Source organism: Sphingomonas sp. TX0543 (genome assembly GCF_048565505.1).
Lineage (GTDB): Bacteria > Pseudomonadota > Alphaproteobacteria > Sphingomonadales > Sphingomonadaceae > Sphingomonas.
In genome coordinates this window covers 890,766-907,986 of record NZ_JBLZUS010000002.1, presented here as the reverse complement: position 1 = coordinate 907,986, position 17,221 = coordinate 890,766, and the positions used below count along the sequence as shown (strand labels likewise).

At 64.8% G+C, this 17,221-nt stretch carries 18 protein-coding genes, 1 tRNA gene and 1 pseudogene; 13 read left to right on the top strand and 7 right to left on the bottom strand.

What is annotated here, in order from left to right; genetic code table 11:
- Positions 1–30 precede the first annotated feature (30 nt).
- Both purL and ACM61V_RS05000 read left to right on the top strand, forming a co-directional pair.
- Positions 31–2,244 (top strand): phosphoribosylformylglycinamidine synthase subunit PurL, encoded by a 2,214-nt coding sequence (gene purL / locus ACM61V_RS05005; protein ID WP_137787887.1) that lies wholly within the window; start codon positions 31–33, stop codon positions 2,242–2,244.
- The gene (locus tag ACM61V_RS05000; protein WP_137787888.1) at positions 2,241–2,774 is read left to right on the top strand and encodes a hypothetical protein; all 534 of its coding nucleotides are present in this window, start codon (positions 2,241–2,243) and stop codon (positions 2,772–2,774) included. Before purL ends, ACM61V_RS05000 begins: the two co-directional genes overlap by 4 nt.
- A gap of 46 nt (positions 2,775–2,820) precedes the next feature.
- Here the strand turns inward: ACM61V_RS05000 and ACM61V_RS04995 are convergent, their stop codons facing one another.
- On the bottom strand, positions 2,821–3,645 hold the full coding sequence (locus ACM61V_RS04995; RefSeq protein ID WP_137787889.1) for a phosphoheptose isomerase: 825 nt from the start codon (positions 3,643–3,645) through the stop codon (positions 2,821–2,823).
- A 101-nt stretch (positions 3,646–3,746) separates the two neighbouring features.
- Here ACM61V_RS04995 and bamD point away from each other — a divergent pair, with 101 nt between their 5' ends.
- The 7 genes and pseudogenes from bamD to bfr all read left to right on the top strand — a co-directional run bounded on the left by bamD (position 3,747) and on the right by bfr (position 10,020).
- Positions 3,747–4,679: an outer membrane protein assembly factor BamD gene (gene bamD, locus ACM61V_RS04990; protein WP_137787890.1), complete on the top strand. Its 933-nt coding sequence runs from the start codon at positions 3,747–3,749 to the stop codon at positions 4,677–4,679.
- A 57-nt stretch (positions 4,680–4,736) separates the two neighbouring features.
- Positions 4,737–6,392 carry a DNA repair protein RecN gene (recN, locus tag ACM61V_RS04985; protein ID WP_137787891.1) on the top strand — a complete coding sequence of 552 codons (1,656 nt, stop codon included), beginning with the start codon at positions 4,737–4,739 and terminating at the stop codon, positions 6,390–6,392.
- Positions 6,392–7,342 carry a cation diffusion facilitator family transporter gene (locus ACM61V_RS04980; RefSeq protein WP_137787892.1) on the top strand — a complete coding sequence of 317 codons (951 nt, stop codon included), beginning with the start codon at positions 6,392–6,394 and terminating at the stop codon, positions 7,340–7,342. Before recN ends, ACM61V_RS04980 begins: the two co-directional genes overlap by 1 nt.
- 155 nt (positions 7,343–7,497) lie before the next feature.
- Entirely contained in the window at positions 7,498–7,947 is a 450-nt protein-coding gene (locus ACM61V_RS04975; RefSeq protein WP_137787893.1) for a hypothetical protein, read from the top strand.
- Positions 7,944–9,185, top strand: coding sequence for a DUF418 domain-containing protein (locus ACM61V_RS04970; protein WP_419713858.1), 1,242 nt, complete (start codon positions 7,944–7,946; stop codon positions 9,183–9,185). Before ACM61V_RS04975 ends, ACM61V_RS04970 begins: the two co-directional genes overlap by 4 nt.
- An 83-nt stretch (positions 9,186–9,268) precedes the next feature.
- Positions 9,269–9,439 carry a (2Fe-2S)-binding protein gene (locus ACM61V_RS04965; protein ID WP_137787895.1) on the top strand — a complete coding sequence of 57 codons (171 nt, stop codon included), beginning with the start codon at positions 9,269–9,271 and terminating at the stop codon, positions 9,437–9,439.
- A gap of 99 nt (positions 9,440–9,538) precedes the next feature.
- A pseudogene (gene bfr / locus ACM61V_RS04960) lies at positions 9,539–10,020 on the top strand (bacterioferritin).
- A gap of 30 nt (positions 10,021–10,050) precedes the next feature.
- Here the strand turns inward: bfr and ACM61V_RS04955 are convergent.
- The 6 genes from ACM61V_RS04955 to ACM61V_RS04930 form a co-directional block, all read right to left on the bottom strand.
- Positions 10,051–10,482 (bottom strand): Hpt domain-containing protein, encoded by a 432-nt coding sequence (locus ACM61V_RS04955; RefSeq protein ID WP_249341682.1) that lies wholly within the window; start codon positions 10,480–10,482, stop codon positions 10,051–10,053.
- Positions 10,483–10,610: 128 nt separating this feature from the next.
- Entirely contained in the window at positions 10,611–11,987 is a 1,377-nt protein-coding gene (gene der / locus ACM61V_RS04950; protein ID WP_137787898.1) for a ribosome biogenesis GTPase Der, read from the bottom strand.
- Positions 11,988–12,018: 31 nt separating this feature from the next.
- Entirely contained in the window at positions 12,019–13,344 is a 1,326-nt protein-coding gene (locus tag ACM61V_RS04945; protein WP_137787899.1) for a PQQ-like beta-propeller repeat protein, read from the bottom strand.
- Positions 13,344–14,051 (bottom strand): tetratricopeptide repeat protein, encoded by a 708-nt coding sequence (locus ACM61V_RS04940; protein ID WP_137787900.1) that lies wholly within the window; start codon positions 14,049–14,051, stop codon positions 13,344–13,346. The genes ACM61V_RS04945 and ACM61V_RS04940 overlap by 1 nt, the downstream gene beginning before the upstream one ends.
- Before the next feature lie 66 nt (positions 14,052–14,117).
- Positions 14,118–14,975: a 3-methyl-2-oxobutanoate hydroxymethyltransferase gene (gene panB, locus ACM61V_RS04935; protein WP_137787901.1), complete on the bottom strand. Its 858-nt coding sequence runs from the start codon at positions 14,973–14,975 to the stop codon at positions 14,118–14,120.
- A 110-nt stretch (positions 14,976–15,085) separates the two neighbouring features.
- A tRNA-Ser gene (locus tag ACM61V_RS04930) sits at positions 15,086–15,175 on the bottom strand.
- 112 nt (positions 15,176–15,287) lie between these two features.
- On the opposite strand from ACM61V_RS04930, the gene hspQ reads away from it, so the two are divergent.
- From hspQ to ACM61V_RS04910, 4 genes are all read left to right on the top strand, one after another.
- Positions 15,288–15,665, top strand: a complete 378-nt coding sequence (hspQ, locus tag ACM61V_RS04925; RefSeq protein WP_137787902.1) for a heat shock protein HspQ — start codon at positions 15,288–15,290, stop codon at positions 15,663–15,665.
- A gap of 132 nt (positions 15,666–15,797) precedes the next feature.
- Positions 15,798–16,169: a 50S ribosomal protein L21 gene (rplU, locus tag ACM61V_RS04920; RefSeq protein ID WP_137787903.1), complete on the top strand. Its 372-nt coding sequence runs from the start codon at positions 15,798–15,800 to the stop codon at positions 16,167–16,169.
- Positions 16,170–16,182: 13 nt separating this feature from the next.
- Positions 16,183–16,452, top strand: coding sequence for a 50S ribosomal protein L27 (rpmA, locus tag ACM61V_RS04915; protein WP_137787904.1), 270 nt, complete (start codon positions 16,183–16,185; stop codon positions 16,450–16,452).
- A gap of 177 nt (positions 16,453–16,629) precedes the next feature.
- Positions 16,630–17,175: a GNAT family N-acetyltransferase gene (locus tag ACM61V_RS04910; protein ID WP_249341683.1), complete on the top strand. Its 546-nt coding sequence runs from the start codon at positions 16,630–16,632 to the stop codon at positions 17,173–17,175.
- Positions 17,176–17,221: the final 46 nt, after the last annotated feature.

The window sequence follows — 17,221 nt, the reverse complement described above, 5'->3', positions numbered from 1 at the left end:
CGATCGGCCTTGCCCCCTAAAGGCGCAGCCATGAGCCAGATCACGCCCGAGATCGTTGCCGAACACGGCCTCTCCCCGCAGGAATATGACCGACTTCTCCACGCGCTTGGCCGCGAGCCAAATCTGGTGGAGCTTGGAATCTTCTCGGTGATGTGGTCCGAGCATTGCAGCTACAAGTCCAGCCGTATCCACCTCAAGAAGCTGCCGACCGAAGCGCCCTGGGTGATCTGCGGCCCCGGCGAGAATGCCGGCGTGATCGATATTGGTGACGGGCAGGCGGCGATCTTCAAGATGGAGAGCCACAACCACCCGAGCTATATCGAGCCTTATCAGGGCGCGGCGACGGGCGTAGGGGGGATCCTGCGCGACGTGTTCACGATGGGCGCGCGGCCGGTGGCGAACATGAACGCGTTGCGCTTCGGCAGGCCCGATCATCCCAGGATGCGCCACCTGATTTCCGGCGTGGTGCACGGCATCGGGGGCTATGGCAATTGCGTCGGCGTGCCGACGGTGGGCGGCGAGGTGAATTTTCACCCCGCCTACGACGGCAATATCCTGGTCAATGCGATGACGGTGGGCGTCGCGGATACCGACAAGATCTTCTACTCGGCAGCATCCGGGATCGGCAATCCGATCGTCTACGTGGGCAGCAAGACCGGGCGTGACGGCATCCACGGCGCGACGATGGCCTCGGCCGATTTCTCCGAGGATTCGGAAGAGAAGCGCCCCACGGTGCAGGTCGGCGATCCGTTCACCGAAAAGCTGCTGATCGAGGCATGCCTGGAACTGATGGCGTCCGACGCGATCGTCGCGATCCAGGATATGGGCGCCGCGGGCCTGACCTCCTCCAGCGTCGAGATGGCATCCAAGGGTGGCGTCGGCATCGAACTCGTAATGGACGACGTGCCACAGCGCGAGAGCGGCATGACGCCGTATGAAATGATGCTGTCTGAAAGCCAGGAGCGGATGCTAATGGTGCTCAAGCCGGGGCGCGAGGCGTTCGCCGAGGCGATCTTCCGGAAGTGGGAGCTGGATTTCGCGGTGATCGGGCACGTCACCGATACCGGCCGGATGGTGCTGAAGTGGAAGGGCGATGTCGTGTGCGACATCCCGCTCGGGCCACTCGCGGACGAAGCCCCGCTCTATGATCGGCCGCACGTCCCCACCCCGCCCGCCAAGGCGCTGACCAACGTGCCGGAAAGCAGCGACATCGCCGCCGATCTGCTGACGCTGATGGGCTCGCCGGACATCGCCAGCCGCCGCTGGATTTGGGAACAATATGACCACATGGTCGGCGCGGACACCGCGCAGCGCCCGGGCGGCGACGCGGCGGTAGTGCGCGTCCACGGCACCGACAAAGCGCTCGCCATCACCACCGATTGCACCCCGCGTTATTGCTTCGCGGACCCGGTGGAGGGCGGCAAGCAGGCCGTCGCCGAAACATGGCGTAATCTGACCGCCGTGGGCGCCACGCCGCTGGCGATCACCAACTGCCTGAACTTCGCCAATCCGCAACGGCCCGAGATCATGGGCCAGATCGTCGGCTGTCTGGAGGGAATGGGGGACGCCTGTCGCGCGCTCGATTATCCGATCGTGTCCGGCAACGTCAGCCTCTACAATGAGAGCAAAGCGACCGGTGGCGGCTCCGCGATCCTGCCGACCCCGGCGATCGGCGGCGTCGGATTGCTGAAGGACTGGAGCAAATCCGCCACGATTGCCTTCAAGGGATCGGGCGACGTGATAATGGTGGTGGGCACGCGGCGCGGGCATCTCGGGCAGAGCCTGTGGTTGCGCGAAGTGCATGGTCGCGAGGAAGGCCCGCCGCCGCGCGTCGATCTGGCGGCGGAAAAGGCAACTGGTGATCTGATCCGGGGGGCGATCCAGTCCGGCCAGCTTTCCGCCGTGCATGACGTATCCGATGGTGGCATCGCGGTGACGCTCGCGGAAATGGCGCTGGCGGGCGATATCGGTGCGATGATCGATCGCAAGCAGCCGTTCGGTTGTGCCGAATCCTTTTTCGCAGAAGATCAGGGCGTCTATGTCGTAACCGTCCACGATCACGCGCTGGCGGATTTCCTCCAGGCCGCGCTGGAAGCCGGAGTCGAGGCGGAGCCGCTCGGGCGCACGGGCGGCAAGAGGCTGATCTTCGAACGCCCCAATCGCGACGATGTTGTAACGCTGGAGGCGCTGCGCGTCGCACATGAGGGGTTCTTCCCCAAGTTGATGGGCACTGCTGCGGCATGATCGCGCTCGCGCTGCTCGCATTCGCCGCCGCCGGCCCTGCCCCGGCGGCGGAGCCTGCCACGCCGGCGCCGGATTTCTTCGCCGCCGCGATCTGCCAGCCGCCTTATTCGTACGACGCGGCCACCAGGCTGTACAAAGAGGCGCAGAAGCTGGGTAAGCCCGATACGGCGCGGTTCGGCGCGGCCGTATATCGCCTGCCCGCCCCCGCCGGGCGCGACGGCTTCGAGACGCAGGAAGTGTTCTTCGCGGGATCGGCGCTGGGCGTCCTGATCGATGGGCAGGTCGCCGCGAAGCTGGCCGAAACCTATAATCTGGTGCCTGAGAAGATCAGATTACTGGGCGCATCCTCGCTCGGATTCTCGCGCGTCCTGCCCGATGCCGACCAGCCGATGAAGGACATGGGGCTTGTTTCCATCGTCGCGCGACAGGGCCCGGGTCTGAAGGGCAAAACGATGCTGGCGTGCGAGTTCGTCTCGAACGAGGATCGCGAGCGGCTGGAAATGTTCGAGAAGGCATCCGGCAACCGGTGATCCCCGCCCCGGCGCGTGGCCGGGGCAGGGAGGTGCGCAGGCGCGATCAGAGCCGCTGAGCGCCGGAATAGGCGAATAGCAAATCGCTGCCGGCCTCGGCGTGCAGTTCCTCGCTGCCCGAAATCAGCACGCATTCCCCCGCGTGCCACCTCACGCCGGCCACCGAGCCCGCGCCGGTGATCGGCACCAGCCAGCCCGATTTGCCCTCAGGCAGCGTGATCTTGCGCGTCCCGCCGCCCCAGCGCTCCAGGACGAACTTCGGCCCTTCCACCAGGATCGTCCGCCCCGGCGACACTTCTCCCGGCATTGGTGGCGGGGTCCACGGGTTCAGGTCGGCCACCGCGACGCCATCGTCAAGATGCAGTTCCCGCCCCCGGCCATAGTCGTAGAGACGATACGTCACGTCCGAATTCTGCTGTACCTCGATCACGGTCAGCCCCGCGCCGATCGCGTGAATCACGCCGGAATGCGAATAATAGAAATCGCCCGCCTTCACCGGCTTCCAGTCCAGCTTGTGCTCGATCGATCCGTCGAGCGCGCTCGCGCGCAATTCGTCGGCGGTCAGCGGTGCCTTCGGGCCGATCGCGATGGTCGAATCGGGCTCGGCATCAAGGATCACCCAGCATTCGTCCTTGCCGCGCGGCAGCCCGCGCGCGCGCGCCTCGGCGTCCGACGGGTGATCCTGTACCGACAGTTTCTCGCTGGTGAACAGATATTTGATGAGCAGTTCCGGCTCTTCCGGGTGCGGTGACTGAAACCACACCTCCCCGATCGGTTCGCCGCCAGGCACCGGATCGGGAAAGCCGGGATAAAGCCGGTGTCGCCCCCATGGTTTTTCCACACGCTTGGTCGCCAGCAAGGTCGCAGTCATGTCTTTCTCCGCATAGCCCGATCACCGGCATTCAACGCGCGGCGCGGCGAATGCGTTTCCCCGTTGTTCGCGGCGTCCGGCATAGGCTAAAGGCGTTCCAGATGCGTACCCCTTTCTCTCGTCCGCTGGCACTGGCGCTGGTCGCAGCGCTTGCCCTCCCGATCGCCGGCTGCGCGCGTAACCGCACCAAGGGCGACCTGCCGTATGTCGCGCGCGACGTGGGGACGCTGTATACGGCGGCGAAGACGCGGCTGGATCAGCATCGCTACAAGGAAGCGGCGGCCCTCTTCGACGAGGTGGAGCGGCAGCATCCCTATTCGGTATGGGCGCGCCGCGCGCAGTTGATGGGGGCATTCAGCCACTATCTTGCGCGTAGCTACACCGATTCGATCCAGTCGGCGCAGCGCTTCATCTCGGTCCATCCGGGCAACAAGGATGCGGCCTACGCCTATTACCTGATCGCCCTGTGTTACTATGAGCAGATCAGCGATGTGACCCGCGATCAGAAGATCAGCACGCAGGCGCAGGACGCGCTGGGTGAACTGATCCGCCGCTATCCCAACACGCGCTACGCCGGCGACGCACGGCTGAAGGTCGATCTTGTCCGAGATCATCTGGCCGGCAAGGAAATGGAGATCGGCCGCTTTTATGAACGGCGCGGTCAGTGGCTCGCCGCGACGCTGCGCTTCCGCAAGGTGATCGACGACTATCAGACGACCACGCACACGCCCGAGGCGCTGATGCGCCTTACCGAAACCTATCTGGCGCTCGGCGTGCGCGGCGAGGCGGAAAAGTCGGCCGCCGTACTTGGCGCGAACTATCCCGGCACAGACTGGTATGAGCGGGCGTACAAGCTGGTGAAGGAATATCCGCCGACGGCGATCGCGCCGCTCGCGCCCGGCCAGCCGGTGGTCACGCAAGCGACCACCCCGGTCGCGACTCCCGGCACCGCGGCGCCGTCCGCCGCTCCTGCACTGGAAGCGCCCGGCAAGCCGACTCCTGCCTCCCCGTCTTCGACCACGCCGGGAAACTGATGGCATGATCCGGGCGCGGATCACTGCCGCCCGGTCCGGCGTCAGCGCGTGCGAACGATGCTGACCGCGCTGTCGATCCGCGATGTCGTGCTGATCGAGGCGCTCGATCTCGAATTCGGCCCCGGCCTTGGCGTGCTGACGGGTGAGACGGGCGCGGGCAAGTCGATCCTGCTGGACTCGCTCGGGCTGGCACTCGGCCAGCGCGCGGACAGCGGGCTGGTACGGCACGGCGCGACCCAGGCATCCGTCACCGCTACGTTCGATGCGCCGGCCGATGCCGCGCGCCTGCTCGACATCAACGGTTTCGAGGTAGAGCCGGGCGAGCCGCTGATCATTCGCCGCATCGTCAAGGCGGACGGGGGCAGCCGCGCCTTCATCAACGATCAGCCCGCTTCGGCTGGTCTCCTGCGTGAGATCGGCGCGTTACTTGTCGAAATCCACGGCCAGCATGATGAGCGCGGGCTGCTGGCGCCGGCCGGCCATCGCGCCTTGCTCGACATGTTCGGACGAATCGACCTTCACGCCACAACTGCCGCCTGGACCGCGCACAGCGCCGCCCAGGATGCGCTGGCGGCAGCGCGGGCCGAAGTCGATACGGCGGCACGTGATCGCGAATGGCTGGAGCATGCCGTCACCGAACTTGACACGCTCGCACCCGAACCCGGCGAGGAACAGGCGCTCGCCGACAAGCGGCGCTCGATGCAGCGCGCCGCCAAGGTGGCAGAAGATCTAGGCGCGGTCGCCGACCATCTCGAAGGCTCGGAGGGCGCGCTGGCGCGTTTGCGGCAGGCGGCGCGCGTGCTGGAGCGTATTGCCCCCGATCACGCCGCGCTTGCAGAGGCGCTCGATGCGATCGATCGCGCACTTGCCGAGGCCGGCACCGCCGAGGAGCGCCTGCACGACGCCCGCCTCGCGCTGGCTTACGACCCGCGCGAGCTTGAGCATGACGAGGCGCGGCTGTTCGAACTGCGCGGGCTGGCGCGCAAGCATCGCGTCCAGCCTGACGATCTTGCGGCGCTTGCGGACGATCTGCGCGGGCGATTGTCCCGGCTCAATGCCGGCGAGGAAGGCATCGCGGCGCTGGAGAAGCGCGTGGCGGAAACGGCGCACGCCTACGACGTAGCCGCATCGGCGCTGAGCGCGTCGCGCGCCGCCACCGCCGGGCGGCTGGATGCGGCGGTGGCGGCGGAACTTGCGCCGCTCAAGCTTGATGCCGCGCGCTTTCGCACCAGCATCGCGCCCGCGGGACAGGAGGGCTGGGGGGCGGCGGGCAAGGACCGCGTCGAATTCGAGATATCGACCAATCCGGGCGCGCCATTCGCGCCGCTGATCCGCATCGCCAGCGGCGGCGAATTGTCGCGCTTCATCCTCGCGCTGAAAGTGGCGCTGGCGGCGGAGGGCGGCGCGGAAACGATGGTTTTCGACGAGATCGACCGCGGCGTCGGGGGCGCGGTCGCATCCGCGATCGGCGAGCGGCTGGCGCGCCTGTCTGGTCATGCGCAATTGCTCGTCGTCACGCACAGCCCGCAGGTGGCCGCGCGCGCGGACGCGCATCTGCTGATCGCCAAGCGCCACGACGGGATCGTCACCCGCACGGGCGTTACAGCGCTTGACGCGCCAGCCCGCCGCGAGGAGATCGCGCGGATGCTGTCGGGCGCGATCATAACTGACGAAGCCCGCGCGCAGGCGGAAAGATTGCTGGAGGTCGCCTGATGGGATCGCATCATCACGGACATGCCGGGCATGGCCACGGGCACGGGCACGGGCACGGGCATCACCATCATGCCGCCCCCGCCCGCTGGGACCGCGCCTTCGCGATCGGTATCGGGCTTAACCTCGTCTATGTCGTGGCCGAAAGCGCGGCGGGCTTCCTGTTCAACTCGGTCGCGCTGCTCGCAGACGCCGGTCACAACCTTTCCGATGTACTGGGCCTCGCCGTGGCGTGGGGCGGGGCGGCGCTGGCGCGGACGGCGCCCTCAAAGCGCTTCACCTATGGCTTGAAGGGGTCGACGATCCTCGCCGCGCTGGCCAATGCGCTGCTGCTTCTGGTCGCGCTCGGAGCGATCGCGCTGGAGGCGATACAGCGCTTCGGCGAGCCAACACCGGTGCCGGGGCTGACAGTATCTCTAGTCGCGGGCGTGGGTATCGCGGTCAACGCCGGGACGGCGTTGCTGTTCGCGTCCGGCCGCAAGGGTGATGTCAACATTCGCGGCGCCTATCTGCACATGGCGGCGGATGCGCTGGTGTCTGCCGGGGTGGTGGTGGCAGGGATCGTAATCTGGGCGACCGGCGCAACCTGGATCGACGCAGCCGTCAGCCTCATCATCGCCGCGCTGATCTTCTGGCAGACCTGGGGGCTGCTGCGCGAGACCGTGGAGATGGCGCTAGCCGCCGTGCCGCGCGGGATCGACTATGACGGGGTGGAAGAGGCGCTCGCCGCGCTCCCCGGCGTCAGCGAGGTACACGATCTTCACATCTGGCCGATGTCCACCACCGAGCCGGGCCTGACCGCCCACCTGCGGCTTCCCGCCGGCCACCCCGGCGACGACTTCCTCCACGGCGCGCAGGCGATGCTTCACGATCGTTTCGGCATCGGCCATGCGACAATCCAGATCGAGACCGGCGAGGCCACATGCCGGCTCGCTAGCGCGGCGACGGTTTAAGGCGTGTGCCCCGATTCGTTACCCAGTGACGGGGCGCGCTGAACTCGTTTGGCGGACAGATCACGGACGAACCGCCGCACAATGCCGTCGCGATTGTTCTTCCGCCCTCACCACGGTTATGCCCATCGGGATAACCGGCAACTGGATCGCATCCCATGCAGCAGCCCTCATCCTTTTCAGCAACCGGGCGGATCGCTCGGGCGACGCTGGTCGCGGGTACGCTCGATATCCTGGCGGCGATCGGGCTGACGCTGTTCTACGGCAAACGCACCGTTTCGGAGATGCTCGCCTATGTCGCCTCCGGCCCGTTTCCGGGCGTGCCGGTGCGCGGACTGCCGGTCGCGCTGCTCGGGCTGGCGGTGCATTATGCGCTGATAGCGTTGATGGCGGCGGTGTTCGTGATCGCGGCTGAGCGCTCGTCAGGGTTGCGACGACAGCCGATGGCGGGCGGCATCGGCTATGGCCTCATCACCTTCGCGGCGATGAACCTGATCGTCGTGCCGCTGCGCTTCGGGGTGATGCCATCGGTCGCCGGGATGGTGACGCAATTGTTCTGCCACATCGTGCTTGTCGGCCTGCCGATCGCCTTCATCGCCCGCCGGTGACGCCCGCAACCGATCGGATAGCGACGCTGGACGCGGTGCGTGGCGTCGCGGTGATGGGCATCCTGTTGCTCAACATCGTCTCATTCGCGCTCCCTGCCTATGCCTATGTCGATCCGACGTTCGCCGGCGGCGCGGCGGGGGCGAACTGGTGGACATGGGCGATCGTGTTCGTGCTGGCGGACGGGAAAATGCGCGCGCTTTTCACGATGCTGTTCGGCGCGTCCACCGTGCTGGTTGCAGAGCGCGCGCTGGCGGGCGGCGAGAATGCGGCGCGGGTACATTATGCCCGCATGGCAAGTCTTTTCGCGATCGGCCTGGTCCACGCCTATCTGATCTGGGCGGGCGACATATTGACGCTCTACGCCGTCTGCGGCGCGCTGGTGTTTGCGTTGTGGCGCTGGCCGCCGCGCCTGCTTGCGGGCGTGGCGGGGGCGCTGCTGCTGTGGCAACTCGCGACAGGGGTGATCGGTTATGTCGATACCCGGCGGTTCGAGGCGGCTGCGACCGCGCCGGATGCAGGCGCAGCGCTGCGCATCCGATGGGCAGACTACCGTGCCGCGCTCCTGCCGCCAGTTCAGCCGGCGGCGGAGGATATCGCCACCTATCGTGGCAGCTGGCGCGAGATCGCAATCGCCCGCGCGCATGAGGCTTTCCAGCTCGAAACGCAGGTAATGCCGCTGATGCTGCCGGAAACGGTGGCGCTGATGCTGCTCGGCATGGCCCTTTTTCGCACCGGGTTTTTCTCCGGCGGATGGGAGCGCCGGGCATATTGGCGTGTAGCGATCGGCGGATATGCATTGACGATACCCGGTTACATCGCGCTTACCGTGTGGCTGACCCGCGCGCATTTCGACCCGATCGTGATGATCCTGAGCGAGCCGCTGCATCTCGTGCTGCTGCGCCCGTGGATGGCGATGGCGCATGCCGCAATCGTGATCCTGTGCGTAACATCGGGCCGGGCGCGATGGCTGACGGCGCGCATTGCCGCCGTCGGGCGGATGGCGTTCAGCAATTATCTCGGCACCAGCATTCTGTGTACGCTGATATTCTACGGCTATGGCCTGGGCTGGTATGGCCGACTGGAGCGGTGGCAACTTTACGCCGTCGTCATGCTCGTCTGGGCCGCGATGCTCCTCTGGTCGAGGCCGTGGCTGGAACGATTCGCCTACGGGCCGGCGGAATGGTTGTGGCGCAGCATCGCGCGCGGGCGCGTGCAAACGATGCGGCGCGACGATTGACACGCGATTGCGAACCAAACGCAAAAAGTCTTGCGAGCGCGTCGCAATAACGGTAGATCATGTCTGGAGCGAGGGAGTGCCGCATGGTCGTCTGCGTTTGTAATGCCATTCGGGAATGCGAGGTGCGCGAGGCTGCGCGCGCCGGATCGAGAACGGCCTGCCAGGCCTATCGCTCGCTTGGCCGGCAGCCGAAGTGCGGCCAATGCGTCACGTTCGCGCGATCCATTATCGATCAGGAGCGCGCTGCTGCGTAACAGTCGCAGCAATATAAGCCGCGGAAATCCGCCATTTTCCCGTTGCCGCAACCCCTTGTCGCGGGGTAAAACACGCGCTGCAACGGGAGTAATAGTGGCATGAAGGGCGACGCGCGCGTCATCGAATTTCTGAACGAGACGCTCAAGAACGAGCTGACGCGATCAATCAATATTGGCTGCACCACCGCATGCTCGATCATTGGGGCGTGAAGAAGCTCGCCGAGTTCGAACGTCACGAATCAATCGACGAGATGAAGCACGCCGACTGGCTGGCCGAGCGCATACTGTTCCTCGATGGGCTGCCCAATTTTCAGCTTCTCGGCCGGTTGCGCATCGGCGAATCGGTGGAGGAGGTGCTCAAGGCCGATCTCGCGCTGGAAATAGAGGCGGTCGCGCAGTTGAAGGGCGCGATCGCCTATTGCGAAGAAGTGAAGGATTACGTCAGCCGCGATCTTTTCGCGAAGATCCTCGAAAGCGAGGAGGAGCATGTCGATACGCTCGAGCGTCAGTTTGAAATGATCGAGCGTATGGGCCTGCAGAACTACGTTCAGCTAAACGCCAAGAGCGAGCACGATAGCTGAAGCCCGGTGGCCGCCGGCTAAGCTGGCGGCTCAACCGTTGCCGAAGCCGCTCTGCCCCGGCCGGCGCCCGAAGCCTGACGAGCGGCGCTGGGCGAGTGGGTTTGCCTCGCGTTCGAGGAGCGCAAGCGTCTGGTCGAACAATGGACGGAGCTTGACGATATCCTCGATCATTGCGGTCGGCGTATCGCGCGTCTCTACGCAAAAACGCGCGGCAAGTTCGATCGATTCGGCCAGCGCCGCCAGCGGTTCCGCGCCGAACTGAAGCGCTTCGCCCTTCAGCGTATGCGCGGGTATCACCATCGCGGCGGCGTTCTGATCCTGCGCCGCTTTTTCGATCGCGGCGAGCGATTTGACTCCATCCTCACGGAAATAGCCCAGAATGCGGATAAAGCCCGCGCCCAGCTCGGTGCGGGCGCGTGCAAACGTATTCCAGTCGATCAGCGTTGAGCCTTCGAACGACACTTGTCCCTCCGTGCTCGGGGATCGATCACGACGTCTGCCACTGTCCATAATCGCCGAACGTAAACACGGAGTAAGCATGAGTTACCGCGCGTATACTTCCGTCGCCCGCGGCGACTTCGCTCGCCGCATTATTTCTGATGATCGAACGGGTTGCGCGGCGCACGCAGCGTCAGCCGGATCGGAACAGCGCCGAAATCGAGATCGCGGCGCATGCTGTTCATCAGATAGCGCTCATAGCTCGCCGGTAACTGATCGACGCGCGTGCCGAAAATGACGAAGCTCGGCGGCCGCGTCTTCACTTGCGTCACATACCGCATCTTGATGCGCTTGCCGCCGGGCGCGGGCGGCGGGTTCGCCTCGATCGCGCGCTCAAACCAGCGATTGAGTTCGCCGGTGCCGACCCGCCGGGACCATGCGGCGCGGGTGGCAAAAGCGGCACCGATCAACTGATCGATCCCCTTTCCCGTGGCTGCCGAGACGGTGAGCAACGGCACGCCTTTCACCTGACTGAGCCCGTCCTCCAGCGCTTTTCGTACGCCGTTGAACAGCGACGACGGATCGGCCGCGACATCCCATTTGTTAAGCGCGATCACCAGCGCGCGGCCTTCCGACAATACTTTGTCCGCGATGCGCAGATCCTGCGCCTCCAGCCCGAGCGTCGCATCGAGCAACAGCACCACCACTTCGGCGAAATCGACCGCGTGCAACGCATCCGCGACCGACAGTTTCTCCAGCTTGTCCTGCACTTTGGCGCGCTTGCGCATGCCGGCGGTGTCGATCAGGCGAACCGCGCGCGGCCCGTTCGGCCCCTGCCATTCCCAGTCGATCGCGATCGAATCGCGGGTGATGCCCGCTTCGGGGCCGGTAATCATACGATCCTCGCCGAGCATCCGGTTCACCAGCGTCGATTTGCCGGCGTTTGGGCGACCGACGATCGCGAGCTGCAGCGGCGCGTCGAGGCGATCATGCTCGGCCTCCTCTGCCAGAAAGGGCTGATCTTCCTCTTCGCGTTCGAGATGCGGCAGCAGCGCCTCGAACAGATCGGCGAGGCCTTCGCCGTGTTCGGCGGAAAGCTGCACCGGATCGCCGAACCCGAGTGCAAGCGATTCGAGCACGCCCTGATCGCCCGCGCGCCCCTCAGCCTTGTTGGCGACGAGGACGATCGGCGTGGACGATCCGCGCAGCCAGCGCGCTATTTCCTCATCGAGCGGCACGATCCCCGCCCGCGCGTCCACCACGAACAGCGCTACATCCGCCATCCGCACCGCCGATTCTGTTTGCCGACGCATTCGGCCCGGCAGCGTTTCCGGGTCCTCGTCCTCATAACCCGCCGTATCTACGATGCGGAAGTCCAGCCCCAGCAGATGCGCATCACCCTCGCGCCGGTCACGCGTGACGCCCGGGCGATCGTCGACAAGCGCTAGCTTCTTTCCGACAAGACGGTTGAACAGGGTCGATTTGCCAACATTAGGTCGGCCGACGATCGCGACGATGGGAAGCGGCATCGCGGCGCAATAGCGGCAACAGACGCCGCCGTCACCTGTAGGCGGTCAAACGCCCCTTCTGATCGAGCACGTAAAGCGTCGAATTGGCGACGACCGGCGGCAAACCAAGCTCGGCACCCTGCTGAATCGTGGTGACGACGCTGCCGTCGGCGGGCGAAACGCCGACAATCTCGCCACGCGTGTTGGTCAACCACAATTTGTTGCCCGCCAGCACCGGCCCGAACCACACGTAGGCGCCCGATTTCTTCTTCACATTCTTGTAGCCGCGAAGCTGCGAAATCCATCGCACCTTCCCGTTCGCGCGCGAAAGGCAGATCAGTCGCGCATCATCGGTGACAACAAACAGCCACTCGCCCGCCAGCACCGGTGTAGATGTGCCGGCGAGATTTTGCTCCCAAAGCCGCTGGCCGGTGGAAATCTCAAGCGCAACCATGCGTCCGCCCTGCCCGACCGCATAGACGCGGCCATCGGCGATAACCGGATCGGCATCGATATCCGCAAGGCTGGATACCGAGGTGGAGATTGACGTGCGCGAAAGCGCATCCTGCCACAAGGTGCGTCCGTTCTCGTAGCGATAGGCATTGAGCTCGCCCGAAGAGAAACCTGCGACTACCGTGCCCGCGTCGACCGCGGGCGCGGCGACACCGAACACACCCTGCGTTTCCAGGCTGCCGGATTCCGCCCACACGACCTTGCCGTCGGCCTCGCTAAGCGCGAAGAGCTGATTGTCCTGGCTGAGCACATAAACCTGGCCGCCGGCCACAGTCGGCGCACCACGCAACGGGCCACCCGGCTTGGCGCGCCAGACGATCGCGCCGTCGGCTGCGTTCATCGCCACTACATCGCCAAGACCGTCGGTGGCGAAAACCTTACCATCTTCGTACGATACGCCGCCGCCAAAGCGCGCGGCGCTGTTCTTCTTCTCCGTCGCCATCGGCGTCGTCCACAATGCAGCGCCGCTATCCGCGCGGAAAGCATGAACGACGGCATCGACATCCACGACGAAGAGCTTGCCGTCCGCCACCACTGGCGCGGCGCCGAGCCGCTGGCGGTTCGATCCGCCATCGATCCGCGCGCTCCACGCGCGCGTCGGGGTCGCGGCGAGCGCGAGGTTGCCCATATTCTTCGCGGCATTGCCGCCGGGCTGAGCCCAGGCGTCATTCGCCGCGGCGGGCGGCAGCGTTACCGCGATGCCAGAAAGTGACGGCTCTACCGCCGCGCCATTCTCTGAAACAAGGATCGGTATCCGTTCGCCCAGCGTAGGCGTCTTTTTGGGACCATGTCCCTTGAAGATGCCGCATCCGCTCAACCCTATCAACGCGGCGATCACCAGCGGCGCAGCCAAAACCTTCTTCATTACTGTTTGGCCTTCTCGTTGCCGCTCGCGTTGTTCGCGTCACCCGTGCTCAATACCCCGGCCATCTGAACCGCGCGTTGACGAAGCGATGGTGGCACCTGTTCGGAGGCGGCGATCTGCCCGAAAAGCTGGCTGGCGAGATCGCGTCGCCCCTGCTTTAGATAGGCGATCGCCACCAGCTCGCCGGCGCTGCCGAAATAGGGCTGTCCAGCAATCGCAAGTCCGCGCAGCCGGCCGACCACGACATCGGGCTTAAGCGTATCGAATTCCGCGCTGGTCTGGCGGATCAACGCGAGATCGCGGAACGGCTTTGCCATGGACTGATCACCCGCAATCGTGGCGAACTGCTGCGCTGCGCCCTTCAGATCGTTCTTCTGAAGCGCGATATCCGCCTGCGTGAAGCGCGCAGCGGCGCGATAGCCATCCGATTTCGACTGCGCGAGCTCGGCAAGTGTCGTGGATGCCGCATCGACCTTGCCCGATCCCATGTTATCGAACGCCACCTGCAGCCGTTCGCCTTCACGATCGGCCGTCTTCTGCTGCTGGTTCTGCCAGAACAGGAAGCCGCCGAAAAGCGCGAGGCCGCCGACGATCGCAACGATCATCAACCGGCCATAACGCCGCCAAAAATCGAGCGCTTGATCTTTGCGCAACTCCTCGTCGACTTCGCGCAGGAAAGCTTCGTTATTTTGCGGCGTCAGGGCCAAGGTTAACTCCGGGACAGGAAAAGCGCGCCTGTTTAGCGGCGCGGCGCGCGAAACGGAAGCGGCTTGCTATTTCGGCTGGTAAGTCTGTTCCACACCCGGAAAAGAGCGCGCACGCACCTCGCCGGCATAAGCCGCCGCGCGCTCCGAAATGAAGCTTGCCATATCGCCGTAACGCTTCACGAAGCGCGGCGTCCGCTCGAACAGGCCGAGCATGTCCTCGCTCACCAGCACTTGGCCATCGCAATGGGCCGATGCACCGATCCCGATCGTGGGGCAGTCGATCGAGCGCGTCAGCTCGATCGCGATCGACTCGATGACGCCTTCCACGACGATCGAGAAAGCGCCCGCGTGCGCGATTGCTTGGCCATCGTCGATGATCTTGGTTGCTTCCTCCTGCGTTCGCCCGCGCGCGCCATAACCGCCAAGCGTGTTGACCGCCTGCGGCGTCAGCCCGACATGCCCCATAACCGGGATGCCGCGTTCTACGAGGAACTTGACTGTCGGCGCCATCGTCACGCCGCCTTCCAGCTTCACCCCAGCCGCGCCGGTCTGCTTTAGCAGCCAGGATGCGCTTTCGAACGCTTTCTCGGGAGACGCCTCATAGCTGCCGAACGGCATGTCCACGACGACCATCGCGTGATAGCTGCCGCGCACGACCGCCGCGCCATGCGCCGCCATCATCTCCAAGGTGACTGGCACAGTGGAAGGAAGGCCATAGACCACCTGCCCGAGGCTGTCGCCGACCAGCAAAAGATCGCAATACGGATCGAGCAATTGCGCCGTGCGCACCGTATAGGCTGTCAGCATCACGAGCGGCTCACCGCCCTTGCGCTTGCGAACGGCCGGCACTGTGACGCGCTTCATTGGCGCAGAGACCGGCGTGGCGCGGCTGGTGGAAGTGTCTATGGTGAAGGTGGTGGACATAGGCGCGGACTTATCGCGTGGCGCAAGCGGATGCCAGTCCGTACCTTTTACTGAAGCCGATCCGCCCGCCGCATGGCAAAACCGTCAATGCAAGCGGGGCGACTGGGAGATGGCGGAGAGGGTGGGATTCGAACCCACGGTACCCGTAAAGGCACAACGGTTTTCGAGACCGTCCCAATCGACCACTCTGGCACCTCTCCGCGAGGTCGTCCGCAGCGTACGCGGGGCGATCGAGGGCGCGCCTCTAACCGCATTGCAGGGCGTGCGCAACCCACCCATTGCCACGCGTTACGGAGCCACTAGATAGTTGGCATGACGAACGAACACGCACCCTCCTCCAATAAAGAATCCGTTGCCCCGCCGCTTGTTTCGCACGCGCGTTTCTCGATTGGGGAGATTGTGCGTCACCGCATGCTAGATTTCCGCGGCGTGATCTTTGACGTCGATCCGGTCTTCAACAACAGCGACGAATGGTATGAGGCGATCCCGGAAAAGATCCGGCCCCGCAAGGATCAGCCGTTCTATCATCTTCTCGCCGAGAACGCGGAATCGACCTATGTCGCCTATGTCAGCCAGCAAAACCTGGTGTCAGACGACAGTGACGATCCGATCGAACATCCCGCTATCGCAGGGCTGTTCACAGATTACACGGACGGGCGGTATACTCTTCGGCGCGAGCATCGACACTGAGTTGATGCGGCGACACCGGCCCGTTTGATTGCCGGGAATCGGTTGACAGAATCGCGCAGCCGGCTTAACCGCCCCGCTTCTCCCGACGGGTGCGCCTGTTCGGGCAATAGCATTTGGAAAGTGACAAGGGCCATGTTCGCAGTCGTGCGCACTGGCGGCAAGCAGTATCGCGTAGCCGCCGGAGACAAGATCGTCGTTGAAAAGATCGAGGGTGATGCAGGCGCCTCGGTGACGCTTGGCGACGTGCTGCTCGCTGGCGAAGGTTCTGAGCTGAAGCCGACTGACGGCCTGACCGTCGCTGCCGAAATCGTCGCGCAGGCTAAAGGCGATAAGGTCATCGTCTTCAAGAAGCGCCGTCGTCACAACTACCGTCGCCGCAACGGCCACCGCCAGCAGCACACGATCCTGAAGATCGTCGCCATCGGCGCCGCCGATAAGAAGAAGGCTGCCCCCAAGGCCGCCAAGAAGACCGAGGGCGACGCCGCCCAGGCCGCCGAAGCGTAAGGAGTAGATCGCAATGGCACATAAAAAGGCAGGCGGTTCGTCGCGTAACGGTCGTGATTCGGCCGGCCGTCGTCTCGGTGTGAAGAAGTTCGGTGGGCAGGAAGCCGTGGCCGGCAACATCCTCGTCCGCCAGCGCGGGACCAAATTCTATCCGGGCCGCAATGTGGGTATCGGCAAGGACCATACCCTGTTTGCGCTCGTCGATGGCCGTGTCGTGTTTCACGACGGCAAGCTTGGCCGCAAATTCTGTTCGGTCGAGATTATGCAGGCAGCAGCCGAATAACATCGGGCAACCAGCCGGGTTGCCCACCAGGGCGACCCGGGTTCCGATCGCGGAACCAGCCAGATCAAGGGAGACGGGTCCGCCCCGGCTCCCTTTTTTTCATGCTCCCGGAACCACTTGTGTCGCGAGTCCTTAACAAGGGCGGCGTAGCGGCGCGGGCAGCCGAGGAGAGCGATGATGTTCGCGCGGACGAAGAGATTGACGTTGCGGCCATGGTGGCCCGAGGATGCCGAGATATTGACGCGAGCGATTGCGCACGAGGCGATCGCCAAGAAGCTGGCGCGGATGCCGTGGCCATACGCGGCGACGGATGCGGAATCGTTCCTGTCGCGACCCCGCGGCGCCGCGGAGCCGGTTTTTGCCATTCTGGCGCACGACAGCGCATATCCGAATCTGATCGGTGGCATCGGGCTGCGCTGCGAAAACGGTGTGCATGAGCTAGGCTATTGGCTCACGCCCCAAAGTTGGGGTTACGGCTACGCTACCGAGGCAGCACGGATCGTGATCGAACAGGCGCGCCACGCGCTTGGCGTCAAGCGGATTGAAGCGAGCCACCACCTGGACAACACCGCATCGCGCCGGGTACTGACCAAGCTCGGTTTCCGCGAGATATGCCGCGAGCCGCATTATTCGCTTGCCCATCGCGAGGAGATCGACTGCGCCGTGCTGGCGCTCGATTTCGAGAACGATGGCCAGTTGGCCCCGCTCCAGATCGCGGCCTGAATGATCCTGCCCGGCGCATCAGCCGCGCCGGGAAGGATTGTATTTC